Raw genomic sequence first — 12,829 nt, 5'->3', positions numbered from 1 at the left:
TTCTCGGCCACCCCCTTGGCCTCGGCCTTGGCCGCGGACTTTGCGGCGGGCTTGGCCGCCGGTGCGGGCGCTGCCGCTTCGGCGGTGGTGGCCTTCTTGCGCGGTGCGGCGGGGGCTGGGACGGGTTCGGCTTCAACCCGCGGGGCCATCGGCGCCGCGGCGGCGGGCGCGGGTTCGGCGGCTTCGATGACCGGTGCAGCCGGTGCCATCGGTGCCACGGGAACCGCAGGGGTCACGGGGGCGGCAACCACCGGCACTTCGGCGGCCAGCGGCGCATCGTCCTGCACCGGCGCCGGGTTGTCGATGAGTTGCGATCGCACCTGGTCCATGCACGCAGCCAGGCGCTGGCGGCAGCCGGCATCGGCTTCGCGGCGGCCGGCACGCACGCGGCATTCGCCGGCGTCCAGCTGGGCATCGGGCACCAGCGTCCAGCGGGCGGCACGGGCCGGGTCCACGTCGCGGATGCGCTGCAGGTCTTCGGGGTTCAGGTGCACCTGCACGTTGTCGTGCGGCGGCGGCATGGTGGCCAGGGTCTCGTCCACCAGGTGCAGCAGCTGCGCCGGCTGCAGCGCCAGCTCGCACCGGATCACCTGGCGGGCCACGCGGGCCACCAGGTCCACCACTTCCTCACGCATCGCCGTCTGGTAGTCGGCCTGCGCCTGCTGCAGCGCAGCCAGCACCGCGTCGATCGGGCCCGCCATCTTGTCGAAGCGGGTAGCCACCTCGCGGCGGCCTTCCTGCACGCCCAGGCGCCGGCCTTCGTCGCGGCCGATGGCCTGGCCGTCTTCGCGGCCACGCTGCAGGCCCTGGTCGTAGCCTTCGCGATAGCCCAACTGCTGGCCATGCTGGAAGCCGTCGGCCAGCGAGGCCTGGGCTTCGGGCGGCAGGCCATGGGCATCGCCCAGTGCCTTGGCCACGTTGACCTTGGACAGCGGAGGAAAGCGGTGCGGTCTGATCATGCGGCCAGCCCCCGCACCGGCACGGCGCTGCGTTTGAGTCGGTGGGTGGGGGTGTGGGCGTTCATGCTCACTCCACCGTCGCTTCGGCGAACAGCTGGATCTCGATCTCGCCGTCGTCCACCAGCTGCTTGACCTGCGCCATGATTTCCTGGCGCGTCTGTTCCACGCGCGACAGCGGCACCGGGCCGCTGCGGCGCATGGTGTCCTCGAAGGCCTGCGCCTGCCGCTTGGGCATGGTCTGCAGGATGGCGTCGCGCACCGCGGCTTCGGCGCCCTTGAGCGCAATGGCCCATTGCTCCAGCGGCACGGCTTCGATGATCTTGAGCAGGTTGGGCTCGCTCTGGCGGCCCAGCACGCCGAAGTCGTACATGCTGATCTCCAGCTCCTGCATCACCTCGGGGTCGTGGGCGCGCAGCAGCTCCACCATCTGCTGGCGGTTGCCGGGCAGGCGGTTCAGGATCTCGGCGGCCTGGCGGATGCCTTCCACGCTGGTGCTCTGGGTGCTCAGCGTGTCCAGGCAACGGTCCACCAGCAGGTCGAGTTCGGCCAGCAGTTCGCGGTCGATCTCCTTGAGCCGCGCCACGTTCAGCAGCACCAGGTCGCGGCCTTCGGCGGGCAGCGCATCGATCACGCCGCCGGCCATCGCGCTGGGCAAAAAGGCCAGGAACACCGCCTGCATGCGCACATGCTCGTTGGCGATCTGGTCGGCCAGCCACTTGGGCGTGGCCCATTGCAGCCGGGCCATCTTGGGGCGGATGGCATCGCCGTAGATGCTGTTGAGCACGCTGCTCGCGATCTCGCGGCCCAGCGCCAGATCGAGCGAGCGCTGCAGGTAGCTGCGCGAGGCACCGTGCACGCCGCTTTGCTCGCGGTAGTCCTCGAAGAAGTGCTGGATCGAGGTCTTCACCGATTCGACCTTGATGCCGCTCATGCGCGACATCACCTGGGTGACCTCCAGCAGCTCTTCGCGCGACAGGCAACGCAGCACGGCGGCAGCCGGCTCCTCACCCATGCTCAGCAGCACGATCGCGGCCTGCTCCACCGGGCTCAGCCCGGCGCCTTCAAGCTGGTTGCTCTGCTCGCTCATTTTTCTGCACCCACTGTTTGACGACTTCGGCGACCCGTTCCGGCTCCTTGCCGGCCAGGACCTTCAGGTGATCGACCAGCACGTCCACCGGCGAGCCCGGCGGCGGCAGGTCGTAGTTCTCCAGCAGCGGCCGCACCGACATGTCGCCCGGCTGCGTGCCTGCGGCGGCGGCCATGGCCGCGGCAGTGGCAGCGATCTGCGCGGCGCCCGGCAGCACCGCTTCGGCGCCCGGCTGCGGCAGTGCGGCCACGGCGGGGTTGCTGCCCAGGGCCGACGGACGGTCGGTGACAGCGGCTTGCGGCGCCGGCGGGATCGGCGTCAGCGGCGTGACGCTGGCCGCGCTGTAGCGGTTCTGCATCAGCTTCATCAGCGGCCGCACGATCAGCAGGAAGCCCAGCAGCGCTGCCACGGCGTAGCCCACGTAGCCGGTGATGTCGACGATGTTGTCGCGCTGCTGCCACCAGGGCTCGGGCGCCGGGCGGGCCGGGAAGGGCATGGCCGAGACGACCAGCGTGTCGCCGCGCTCGGCATTGATGCCCAGGCCGCTGCGCAGCATCTTCTCGACGCCGGCGATCTCTTCATTGGTCCAGCTGCCCTTGCCGCTGGGCGCGGCCGAGGCATTGAGCACCACCGCCACGTTGAGCTTGGCCAGGCGGCCGCGGCTGCGCTTGATCTGGGTGATGTTGCGGTCGTACGCGTACTGGCGCGTGGTGGCGTTCTTGCTCGCGGTGCCGGCGTCGGCCGGCTGCGAGGCGGCCACCGCCACCGGGCGGTTGCTCAGCGAGCCGGGCACGCCCACGGCCACGCCGTCGCGGTCCATCTCCTGGCGCATCGCCTCGTTGGTGACCTTGGGCGTGGCGCCGTAGGTCTCGTGCGTTTCCTGGACGCGGTCGTTGTCCACCAGTGCGGTGACGCTGGTCTTGTAGTTGTCTTCGCCCAGCACCGGCGACAGCAGGTCGCGCACGTTGCGGCGGGCTTCTTCGGTGTAGCGCTTGGCGGCATCGCTCACCTGCGCGGTGCCGTCCATCGCATCGGCCAGGTCGATGCGGGCCGACAGCAGGTTGCCGGCCTGGTCCACCAGGCTCACGCGGGTGGGGTCCAGGCTGGCCACGCTGCCGGCCACCAGGTTGATGGCGGCGGCGATCTGTTCATGGCTGAGCGTGCGGCCGGGCTTGAGCTGCACCACCACCGAGGCCGAGCTCTTCTCGCCATCGCTCACCACGAACGACGACGACTTGGCGATGGACAGGTGCACACGCGCAGAGTCCACCGCGTCGAAGGTCATGATGCTTTGCGCCAGCTCGCCTTCCAGGCCGCGGCGAAAGCGAACGTCCTGCACGAACTGGCTCACGCCCAGCGGATCGTTCTTGTCCATCAGCTCCAGGCCGCTGGGCAGCTTGGCCGTCACGCCCTTGGCGGCCAGCAGCATGCGCACCTTGCCCAGCTGGGCTTCGGGCACCAGCACCTGGCCGCTGTCGGGGTGCACGCGGTAGCGCACGCCTTCGGCGTCCAGCACCGCCATCATCTCGGCGGCGGCCACCTTTTCGCGGGCGCCGAACACGGCCTTGTAGCCCGACTGGTCGCGCCACAGGAACATCAGCACCGCCAGCGTGACGCCGATGGCCAGTGTGAGGATGGGGCCCAGGCTCCTGACGAGGCCGGGCGGCAGACCGCCAGCGGGGCGCAGGCGGGAGAGGGCGGGCTTGAGCGTGGCGATCACGGCGTACGGCGGTTGGGTGGTCGGTCAGCAGGCGGTGGCCGGCGGCTACAGCTGCAGCTTGATCAGCTCGTCGAAGGCACCCACGACCTTGTTGCGCACCTGCATGAGCATCGAGAACGACAGGCTCGCCTGCTGGCTGGACAACATCGCGCCCACCAGGTCGTCGCTGCGGCCGGCGTCCACGTCGGCCACCTTTTCGGCGGCGGCCTTGTCCTTGGCGTCCACCGACATCAGCACCTGCTTAAAGCCGGCGACAAAACCGTCGCCCTGTGCTCCTGCGGAGCCGGAAGCCAGACCGTCGTCCAGGTTCAGTGCGGGCTGCACCGGCGCGGTCGGCGTCAGCCGCTCGACGTCGCCGGCGAGGCGCGCCAGGTCGGCCTGGATCGAAAGCAGTGCGGAAGACATGGTCGGTTTCCTCGGGCGGTTCTTGTGGGGGCGCCGGTTGCGGGCCCCTTCAGGCCATGCAGCGGCTCAACTCGCCGCGTGCGGCGGGTTGCTCGATCGATTCAAGGGCGGGTGTCTGCTGGTCTATCGGCCCGAGCAGCCCCGACTTGAGGGGCTCAAATTTGCGCCCGGGGTGCCGGAGGGTTTTGCGGCGGCCCACCTCGCCGTTATCCGGCGGGTTATATCGATATCCATCTGGTGACTCATCCGGTACTTTCTGGTGAGTGGGACGTCGAAGCGACGCAAAAGGCAAGGGCCTGTCTGATGGACCAAATGTTACGGAGCCTGGGGCCCCCGGGCAAACCCGAGAAACGCCCGAACAACCCGGCTTATGCGGGCTTAGCGCGGGCGGGCTGACGGTGCGGTGGGCGGGCATGGGCGGGCGCTTTCCGTGGCTGGGGAGGCAGGTCGACCCAGCGCGCGCACGCAACAAAAGCAGGTCTCCCGGCCCTGCGCATGGCATGGCCCGGGACAGGCGGCAGCCCACCTTGAGGCGGTGGCGTCCGTCTGGCGGCCCCGCTGTCGTTCCCGGGCGCGTACGCCGTGGGGGCAGACCGGAAGCTTTGCGACCCCGGCTTTCGCGCGGGTGTGCCCTGAGTGGTGGCGGATGCTAGGGGCCGCCCGCCGCGCGGCACAACCGGCGGCGAGCATGTTGCAGCGCAACGTGTGGACGATTGCACTGCATCGGGTGGTGGGCGGGCGCAGCTGTTACAGCATGTGAGAAGCGGGCCGCTTCACAGCGTCTGACATATTGACCTCATAAATTCGCCGTGGCTGCTCAGTTATCAAATTGAGTTTGTCCATATATATTGGCCGTGGTCTGCCGATATTCAGGCAGACCGGCCCGCCGGGCGTGCGGTGCGCACAGCTTGGCCGCTTTTACCCGCCATATCCGGCGTTCAGCGGCAGGCGCGATTTCTAGAATCAGTCGCACGAATTGCCCCTGGCCCGCCCATGACCGACACCTCCACCCCCAGCCGTACGGAGCCACCCATGGTGCTGGACGCCGGCACGCTCGGCCGACCGGTGCACCTGCTGGCGCGCTTTTCCAAGCAGTTCCGCGAAGACCTCTCGGAACTGCTGCGCCTGCGGCTGAACATGCGCTACCGCGCCCGCTTCGAAGTGGCCCAGGTGGCCATGCGCCGCCTGGACACCCGGGCACCCGAAGCGGCCTGGCTGAGCTTTGGCAACGCCACCGGCGACATCGCCTGCGCCGTCGAGCGCGGCGTGCTGATGAGCGTGCTGGCCTACCGCTATGGCCTGCGCACCCCGCCGGCCGAGCAGCCCGGCGAAACCCCGCGCGAAACCGCGACCGAAGAACGCCTGGCCGCGCTGCTGGGCCAGCAGTTCGTCGAGCTGCTGGCCGGCCGCATCGAGGCTGGCGTCGGCAGCCCGCTGTCGCCGCGGCTGCCGGTCTTCAAGCCCATCGGCCGGCTGCCGCCTTCGCGTGGCTGCTGGCTGCTGGAAGCCCGCGTGGTGGAGCATGCCCACGGCAGCCAGGGCAGCATCTGCCTGGCCGTGGGCGATGGCTGGATGAACCGCGTGTGGCACCAGCTGACGCCGCTGCGCGCCAAGGCCGGCGAGCAGATCGAACAGGCCGCGCCGCTGCCCACCCGGCTGTCGCTCACGCTGGTGGCCCGGCTGCTGCAGAAGGACATTCCGCTCGGCCAGCTGGCCGACCTGCAGGTGGGCGACGTGATCCCCATCAGCCTGGGCACGACCGACGTGCTCATCGACGACTCGCGGCTTTTCACCGCGACCGTGGCCGAACACCAGGGCAAGTTGTGCCTGACCTCTTTTGCCGATGTGGACTGACCCCATGGACATGACTGACAACAAGAGCGCCCTCGACGACCTGCTGGCCGGCGTGCCGGAAGGCCTGGACGACGCTGAGCTGGCGGCGCCCGCCGCCCCGGCCCGTCCGCGCCGCAACATCCCGCAGCTGATGCGCAAGATCCCGGTGACGCTGACGCTGGAGGTGGGCTCGGCCCGCGTCTCGCTGCAGGAGCTGATGGACATCCAGACCGACAGCGTGGTGCCGCTGGACACCCTGGCCGGCGAGCCGCTGGTCATCAAGGTCAACGGCACGCCCGTGGGCCGCGCCGAGGTGGTGGTGGCCGGCGAAAAGTACGGCCTGAAGGTCGTGGAGCTGGCCGGCCTGGACCTCGATTCGCTGGAACACTGACCCGGCGATGAACACGCAACGCGCGGTTCGCGCAACCGCCGCTGGCGCAGCCTTGCTCGCGCTGGCCTGGGCAGCCGGCCCGGCGCGGGCGGCCGAAGGCATTCCGCTGTTCGGCACCAGCACCGGCGGCGTCTCCACCGACTTCACGGTGAAGACGCAGGTGCTCATCATCATGACGCTGCTGGGGCTGCTGCCCTCGCTGGTGCTGATGATGACCAGCTTCACCCGCTTCGTCATCGTGCTGTCGCTGCTGCGCCAGGCCCTGGGCCTGCAGCAGGGTCTGCCCAACCGCATCATCACCGGCATCGCGCTCATCCTCACCATGCTGGTGATGCGCCCGGTGGGCGAGCAGGTGTGGAACAACGCCTTCGTGCCCTACGACGCCGACAAGCTCACGCTGACCGAGGCGCTGAAGGCCGCCGAGGTGCCGGTCTCGCGCTTCATGCTGGCGCAGACCAGCAAGACCGCGCTGGCCCAGGTCTCGCGCCTGGCCGGCGAGAAGGACATCGCCAGGCCCGAGGACCATGCCTTCACCGTCAAGCTGGCGGCCTTCGTGCTCAGCGAGCTGAAGACGGCGTTCCAGATCGGCTGCATGCTGTTCATCCCCTTCCTGGTGATCGACATGGTGGTGTCGTCGGTGCTGATGGCCATGGGCATGATGATGCTGTCGCCGCTGGTCATCTCGCTGCCGATGAAGCTGCTGCTCTTCGTGCTGGTGGACGGCTGGACGCTGACCGTCAACACCCTGGTCACCTCCATCCAGGCTTATTGAGGGCGCACGCATGATCACGCCGGAAGTTGCCGTCGACCTGGTCAGCGAATCGCTGCAGCTGGTCACCGTGCTGGTGTCGCTGCTGGTGGTGCCGGGCCTGATCGTGGGCCTGGTGGTGGCCATGTTCCAGGCAGCCACGCAGATCAACGAGCAGACGCTGAGCTTCTTGCCGCGGCTGCTGGTCACCATGCTGGCCATCGGCTTTGCCGGCCGCTGGATCGTCGGCCGGCTGATGGACTTCTGCGTCTCGATCTTCGAGCGCGCGGCCACGCTCATCGGTTGAAGGCCAGCACGCGATGGAGCCCGTCTTCAACCAGCTGCTGGGGCTGCTCGGCGCCTTCTGGTGGCCGTTCTGCCGCACGATGGCGCTGCTGAGCGCGGCGCCGGTGCTGGGCGAAAACATGATGCCCGTGACCGTGCGGGTGCTGCTGTCGCTGGTGCTGGCCGTGGTGCTGATGCCCATGGCCCAGCCGGCCGTGGCCATCGACCCGTTCTCGATGCACGGCGTGGTGGCCGCGCTGGAGCAGGCCGTCATCGGCTTCGTGCTGGGCCTGGCCTTTCACCTGACCATCAGCGCCATCCTGGTGCTGGGCTTCCTGGCTTCTTCGCAGATGGGCCTGGCCATGGCGGTGATGAACGACCCGATGAACGGCCAGTCGTCCGACGTGGTGTCCAGCCTGCTGTACATGATGTGCATCCTGGTGTTCTTCGCCATCGACGGGCACCTGGTCATCACCGGCGTGCTGGGCGCCAGCTTCCAGGCCTGGCCGGTGGGGCAGGGCCTGGCCACGCTGCAGCTCAAGACGCTGCCGCTGGCGGTGGCCTGGGTGTTCTCGGCCGCGCTGCTGCTGGCGCTGCCGGTGGTGTTCGCCACCGTGGTGGTGCAGTTCGGCACCGGCCTGCTCAACCGCGTGGCACCCGCGCTCAACCTGTTTTCGCTGGGCTTTGCCATCGTCACCGTGTTCGGGCTGTTCATGCTCACGCAGGTGGTGCGCTTCGTGCCGGAGCACTACATCCGCATGACGCAGCAGGTGCTGGACCTGATCCACCGCGGCCTGCGCGCCGGCAGCTGAGGGGCACGCGATGTCCGGCAACAGCACTGGCGACAAGACCGAAAAACCCTCAGCCCAGAAGCTGCGCAAGGCGCGCGAAGAAGGGCAGGTCAACCGCTCGCGCGACTGGGCCACGGCGGTGGGCATCCTGGTCAGCCTCAAGGCCTTTCTGCTGATGGTGCCGGGCTACCTGGAAGACTTTCGCAGCCTGTTCCGCATGGTGGTGGTGCCGCTGGACGGGCAGGGCACGATGGGCAACGTCTGGTCGAACGTGTTCTACGACGTGGCGCTGCTGTTCGGCCGCATGGTGCTGCCGCTGGCGGTGGTGCCGCTGCTGGTGGTGCTGGCTTCGCTGTACCCGGGCGGCTGGGTGTTCAGCCTCAAGAACCTGATGCCCAAGCCCAGCCGGCTCAGCCCGCTGGGCTTTGCGGGCCGGCTGGCCAGCGGCAAGCACTGGTCCGACTTCGCGATCTCGCTGCTCAAGTGCAGCCTGGTGATCGCGGTGCTGTGGCATGTGTCCACCAGCTCGGTGGCGGCCTACCTGCAACTGCAGTCGCAAACCTTCGACCAGGCGCTGGTGCACGGCGCCGGCCTGATGCTGGACGGCGTGATGGCGATGGTGGTGGTGTTCATCTTGTTCGCGGTGATCGACGTGCCGCTGCAGAGCTTTTTCTTCACCCAGCAGCAGCGCATGACCAAGCAGGAAGTGAAGGAAGAGCACAAGTCGGCCGAAGGCCGGCCCGAGGTGCGCCAGCGTATCCGCCAGATCCAGCAGCAGATTGCCAAGCGCAGCGTGCGCAAGACGGTGCCCACGGCCGACGTGGTGATCGTCAACCCCGAGCACTACGCCGTGGCGCTGAAGTACGACGAAGACCGGGCCGAGGCGCCGTTCCTGGTGGCCAAGGGCGTGGACGAGATGGCGCTGTACATCCGCCAGGTGGCGCGTGAGAGCGGCATCGAGGTGGTGCCGTTGCCGCCATTGGCGCGCGCCATCTACAACACCAGCCAGGTCAACCAGCAGATTCCGGCGCCGCTGTACAAGGCCGTGGCCCTGGTGCTGCGCTACGTGATGCAGATACGCGCCTTCCAGGCCGGCACCCGCAAGGCGGCGCCGGTGCTTCCCGACGATCTTGAAATCCCCGCGCAGCTGAGCGAGGTGAAAGCATGAACTTCATCCAACGCATGGTGGCCGAGATGCGCCGCCACAAGGTGGCCACGCCGCTGTTCCTCATGGCCTTGCTGGCCATGATCATCCTGCCGCTGTCGCCCATCGTGCTGGACGTGCTGTTCACGTTCAACATCGTGCTGGCGCTCATCGTCATCCTGGTGAGCGTCGCTTCCAAACGGCCGCTGGACTTCAGCGTCTTCCCGACCATCATCCTCACCACCACGTTGATGCGGCTGGCGCTGAACGTGGCCTCCACCCGCGTGGTGCTGCTGCACGGCCATGAGGGCACGCATGCCGCCGGCCAGGTGATCGAGTCGTTCGGCAACGTGGTCATCGGCGGCAACTTCGTCGTTGGCCTGGTGGTGTTCATCATCCTGATGATCGTGAACTTCGTGGTCGTCACGAAGGGCGCGGAACGCATCTCCGAGGTGTCGGCCCGCTTCACGCTGGATGCGCTGCCCGGCAAGCAGATGGCGATCGACGCCGACCTGAACGCCGGCCTGATCAACCAGGAAAAGGCGCAGGAACGCCGCCGCGACGTGGCGATGGAGGCCGACTTCTACGGCGCGATGGACGGCGCCAGCAAGTTCGTGCGCGGCGATGCCATCGCCAGCATCCTGATCCTGATCATCAACATGCTGGGTGGCGTGGCCATCGGCGCGTTGATGCACGACCTGTCGTTCGCCGATGCCTTCCGCCAGTACGCGCTGCTGACCATCGGCGACGGCCTGGTGGCGCAGATCCCGGCGCTGCTGCTGTCGGCCGCCGCGGCCATCATCGTCACCCGCACCGCCGATGCCGGCGACATGGAACAGCAGGTGGCTTCGCAGCTGCTGGCATCGCCCGCGGTGCTGGCCAGCGCGGCCGGCGTGATGGTGCTGCTGGCCATCATCCCCGGCATGCCGTGGCTGCCCTTCCTGTCGTTCGCGGCGGTGCTGGGCTTTGCGGCCTGGAGGCTGAGCCAGCAGGTCGACCAGCCCAAGCCGGCCGACACCACGGCCATCCAGCAGGCGCTGGTGGCCGAGCGCAATGCCGACATCGACTGGCAGGCGCTGCCCTTCGTGGAGCCGCTGGGCATCAGCGTGGGCTACAAGCTGGTGGGCCTGATCGACCAGGGCCAGGGCGCGCCGCTGGCCAAGCGCCTGAAGGGCGTGCGCCAGACCCTGAGCGAAAGCCTGGGCCTGCTGCTGCCGCCCATCGGCCTGCGCGACGACCTGTCGCTCAAGCCCACGCAGTACAGCGTGCTGCTCAGCGGCACGCCCATCGCCCAGGCCGAGGTGCATGCCGACCGGCTGATGGCGATTCCCGGGCCGCAGGTGTTCGGCGACCTCGATGGCGCGCCCGGCATCGACCCCGCCTATGGCCTGCCGGTGACCTGGATCGCGCCGCAGGACAAGTCGCATGCGCTGGGCATGGGCTATCAGGTGGTGGAGCCGGCCAGCGTGGTGGCCACCCACGTGGCCAAGCTGGTGCGCGACCACCTGCCCGAGATCATCCGCCACGAAGACGTGCCGGCGCTGATGGAGCGCCTGGCCGCCCAGGCGCCCAAGCTGGCCGCGGCGCTGGACAAGGCGTTGAACCACAGCCAGCTGCTGAAGGTGTTTCGCGTGCTGCTGGCCGAAGGCGTGAGCCTGAAGGACATCGTGCCCATCGCCACCACGCTGCTGGAAAACGCCGAGACCACCAAGGACCCCATCCTGCTGGCGGCCGAGGTGCGCTGCACGCTGCGCCGCCAGATCGTCACCGGCCTGGTGGGCCCCAGCGCGCCGATGAATGCCTTCAACCTGAGCGGCGAGCTGGAGAACCTGCTGCTGGGCGCGCTCAACCAGGCCCGCGCCGGCGGCGCCAAGGTGGCGCTGGACAACTACCCGGTGGACCCCAAGCTGCTGAGCCAGCTGCAGACCCACATGCCGATTGCCCGCGACCAGATGAAGCAGCAGGCCGCCACCCCGATGCTGCTGGTGATGCCCCAGGTGCGCCCGCTGCTGGCCCGCTACGCGCGCCTGTTCGCGCCCGGGCTGCACGTGCTCTCGTACAACGAGATTCCGGAGCAGCGGGAGGTGAATGTGGTGGGGTCGCTGGGATAGGCGCGGCGCCGAGCCGCTTTTGCGGCAAGTTGCGGTCGCGCTCATGGCTGCTGCGGCGCGTGTCAGGCGCCCGCAGCACGACCGCCATCCCGCTCGTCAGCCCGGGTTCGACTGCCCGCGCCCGGTCATGGCTTGCAGCTCGTCGATGCGCTTGGACGCATCGGCCTTGCTGAGGCCCTCGTCGAAGTCGACCTTCGCCTCTTCGGACAGTGTCTTCAGGTAGGACTTCTGGGCCCCGGTCATCGGCTCATCGCCGGTGACCCACTGGTCCGGGTCCTTCTTCATGTTGCTGTCGTCGGCCTGCTCGGCCACATGCTTGTCGGTCATGGTGTCGTCCTTGGTTGCTGTGGCCCGACAGGGGCAAGCTGTATGCCTGTACAGGCGCCTTGATCCAGCCGGTGTCGCCGAATTCAGCTTCGGTACGTGGCTGGTCGAGGCCATACTCCGGGCCGCGCATGCCACTCGTCCTGGAATTCCCATGCCTTTCGAAACCACTGCGCTGCTTGGCGTGCTTGCCGCGCTCACTGTCGGCGTCATCAGCCCCGGACCGAGCTTCGTGATGGTCGCGCGCATGGCGGTGGCCACCTCCCGGGCCCAGGCACTGGCCGCAGCACTCGGAATGGGCGTCGGCGGCGTCCTGTTCGGGGCGGCGGCGCTGCTGGGACTGCACGCCGTGTTCCAGGCGGTGCCTTGGCTCTATGTGGGACTGAAGCTCGCGGGCGGCGCCTATCTGTGCTACCTGGGCGTCCTCATCTTCCGTTCCGCAAAGCAAGCGCTGCTTGTTTCAAGCTCGGACGGCGCCGCCCCCAGCGCGCAGCGGGCGTTCTGGCTGGGTCTCACCACGCAAGTCAGCAATCCCAAGACGGCCGTGGTCTATGCCAGCGTGTTCGCCGCCTTTTTGCCGCAGAGCTTCAGCGTTGCCTTCGGCGTTGTGCTGCTCGCCATGGTGTTCTGCATCGAGAGCGGCTGGTATGCGCTGGTTGCGCTCGTTCTGTCGGCGGGCACACCCCAGAAGATCTACCTCGCCTACAAAGCCTTGCTGGACCGCACAGCCGGGCTGGTCATGGTGTCACTGGGGCTGAAGCTGGTCACCAGCGTCACTCGTCCGTAGTGGCGAGTGCAGCCGGCACGCGCCATGGCTGTTCCGCTAGGGCCAAGCCCGCTCTGGGGTGCAACTAGATGCCCGATAACACCGCGTCGATGGCTGAAACCAGCGCGCTGGATTGCGCCGCCACGTTGTCCACCGGTCGCCGCAAGGCTTCGGCGGGCAAGGGCGCGGCGCTATGGCTGGGGTTGGGGTAGACGTCGTATTGCGCCATCGACCACTTACCAGGGACGCAGGTCGCCGCCGGGAA

Annotated in this window: 13 protein-coding genes, 1 pseudogene and 1 riboswitch; of the genes and pseudogenes, 8 read left to right on the top strand and 6 right to left on the bottom strand. The window is 68.4% G+C overall.

Features of this window, described 5'->3' with window-relative positions; genetic code table 11:
* From fliH to ABNT58_RS01300, 4 genes are all read right to left on the bottom strand, one after another.
* Positions 1-959, bottom strand: a 959-nt coding sequence (gene fliH / locus ABNT58_RS01315) for a flagellar assembly protein FliH (RefSeq protein WP_348751710.1), incomplete at its 3' end; no start/stop codon positions are given.
* 67 nt (positions 960-1,026) lie between these two features.
* Positions 1,027-2,046, bottom strand: coding sequence for a flagellar motor switch protein FliG (locus tag ABNT58_RS01310; RefSeq protein WP_348751709.1), 1,020 nt, complete (start codon positions 2,044-2,046; stop codon positions 1,027-1,029).
* Entirely contained in the window at positions 2,021-3,766 is a 1,746-nt protein-coding gene (gene fliF, locus ABNT58_RS01305; RefSeq protein ID WP_348751708.1) for a flagellar basal-body MS-ring/collar protein FliF, read from the bottom strand. Before fliF ends, ABNT58_RS01310 begins: the two co-directional genes overlap by 26 nt.
* 45 nt (positions 3,767-3,811) lie before the next feature.
* Positions 3,812-4,171 (bottom strand): flagellar hook-basal body complex protein FliE, encoded by a 360-nt coding sequence (locus tag ABNT58_RS01300; RefSeq protein WP_348751707.1) that lies wholly within the window; start codon positions 4,169-4,171, stop codon positions 3,812-3,814.
* 545 nt (positions 4,172-4,716) lie between these two features.
* Positions 4,717-4,813: riboswitch (cyclic di-GMP riboswitch) on the bottom strand.
* A 351-nt stretch (positions 4,814-5,164) separates the two neighbouring features.
* Between ABNT58_RS01300 and ABNT58_RS01295 the strand changes: the two genes are divergently transcribed.
* From ABNT58_RS01295 to ABNT58_RS01265, 7 genes are read left to right on the top strand one after another with little or no spacing between them, the layout of a single operon-like run.
* On the top strand, positions 5,165-6,025 hold the full coding sequence (locus ABNT58_RS01295) for a FliM/FliN family flagellar motor C-terminal domain-containing protein (RefSeq protein ID WP_348751706.1): 861 nt from the start codon (positions 5,165-5,167) through the stop codon (positions 6,023-6,025).
* A 4-nt stretch (positions 6,026-6,029) separates the two neighbouring features.
* Complete coding sequence (locus ABNT58_RS01290) at positions 6,030-6,395, top strand: FliM/FliN family flagellar motor switch protein (RefSeq protein WP_348751705.1); 366 nt, start codon at positions 6,030-6,032, stop codon at positions 6,393-6,395.
* Between the two features lie 7 nt (positions 6,396-6,402).
* On the top strand, positions 6,403-7,167 hold the full coding sequence (gene fliP, locus ABNT58_RS01285; RefSeq protein ID WP_348751704.1) for a flagellar type III secretion system pore protein FliP: 765 nt from the start codon (positions 6,403-6,405) through the stop codon (positions 7,165-7,167).
* A gap of 10 nt (positions 7,168-7,177) precedes the next feature.
* A complete protein-coding gene (gene fliQ / locus ABNT58_RS01280; protein WP_348751703.1) occupies positions 7,178-7,450 on the top strand; it encodes a flagellar biosynthesis protein FliQ in 273 nt (90 codons plus the stop codon).
* A 13-nt stretch (positions 7,451-7,463) separates the two neighbouring features.
* Complete coding sequence (locus ABNT58_RS01275; protein WP_348751702.1) at positions 7,464-8,240, top strand: flagellar biosynthetic protein FliR; 777 nt, start codon at positions 7,464-7,466, stop codon at positions 8,238-8,240.
* Between the two features lie 10 nt (positions 8,241-8,250).
* Positions 8,251-9,387 carry a flagellar type III secretion system protein FlhB gene (locus tag ABNT58_RS01270; RefSeq protein ID WP_348751701.1) on the top strand — a complete coding sequence of 379 codons (1,137 nt, stop codon included), beginning with the start codon at positions 8,251-8,253 and terminating at the stop codon, positions 9,385-9,387.
* On the top strand, positions 9,384-11,474 hold the full coding sequence (locus ABNT58_RS01265; protein ID WP_348751700.1) for a flagellar biosynthesis protein FlhA: 2,091 nt from the start codon (positions 9,384-9,386) through the stop codon (positions 11,472-11,474). The genes ABNT58_RS01270 and ABNT58_RS01265 overlap by 4 nt, the downstream gene beginning before the upstream one ends.
* 96 nt (positions 11,475-11,570) lie before the next feature.
* Here the strand turns inward: ABNT58_RS01265 and ABNT58_RS01260 are convergent, their stop codons facing one another.
* Positions 11,571-11,801 (bottom strand): DUF3072 domain-containing protein, encoded by a 231-nt coding sequence (locus ABNT58_RS01260; RefSeq protein ID WP_348751699.1) that lies wholly within the window; start codon positions 11,799-11,801, stop codon positions 11,571-11,573.
* Positions 11,802-11,952: 151 nt separating this feature from the next.
* Between ABNT58_RS01260 and ABNT58_RS01255 the strand changes: the two genes are divergently transcribed.
* Positions 11,953-12,585 (top strand): LysE family transporter, encoded by a 633-nt coding sequence (locus tag ABNT58_RS01255; RefSeq protein WP_348751698.1) that lies wholly within the window; start codon positions 11,953-11,955, stop codon positions 12,583-12,585.
* Between the two features lie 64 nt (positions 12,586-12,649).
* Here ABNT58_RS01255 and ABNT58_RS01250 read toward each other — a convergent pair.
* Positions 12,650-12,829, bottom strand: a pseudogene (locus ABNT58_RS01250) (hypothetical protein); the annotation flags it as partial.

Origin of the sequence: uncultured Aquincola sp. (assembly GCF_964001545.1) — a bacterium.
Taxonomy (GTDB): Bacteria; Pseudomonadota; Gammaproteobacteria; order Burkholderiales; family Burkholderiaceae_C; genus Aquincola.
Note: the sequence above shows the minus strand (reverse complement) of the source record. Positions and strands in the feature narration are given on the sequence as shown.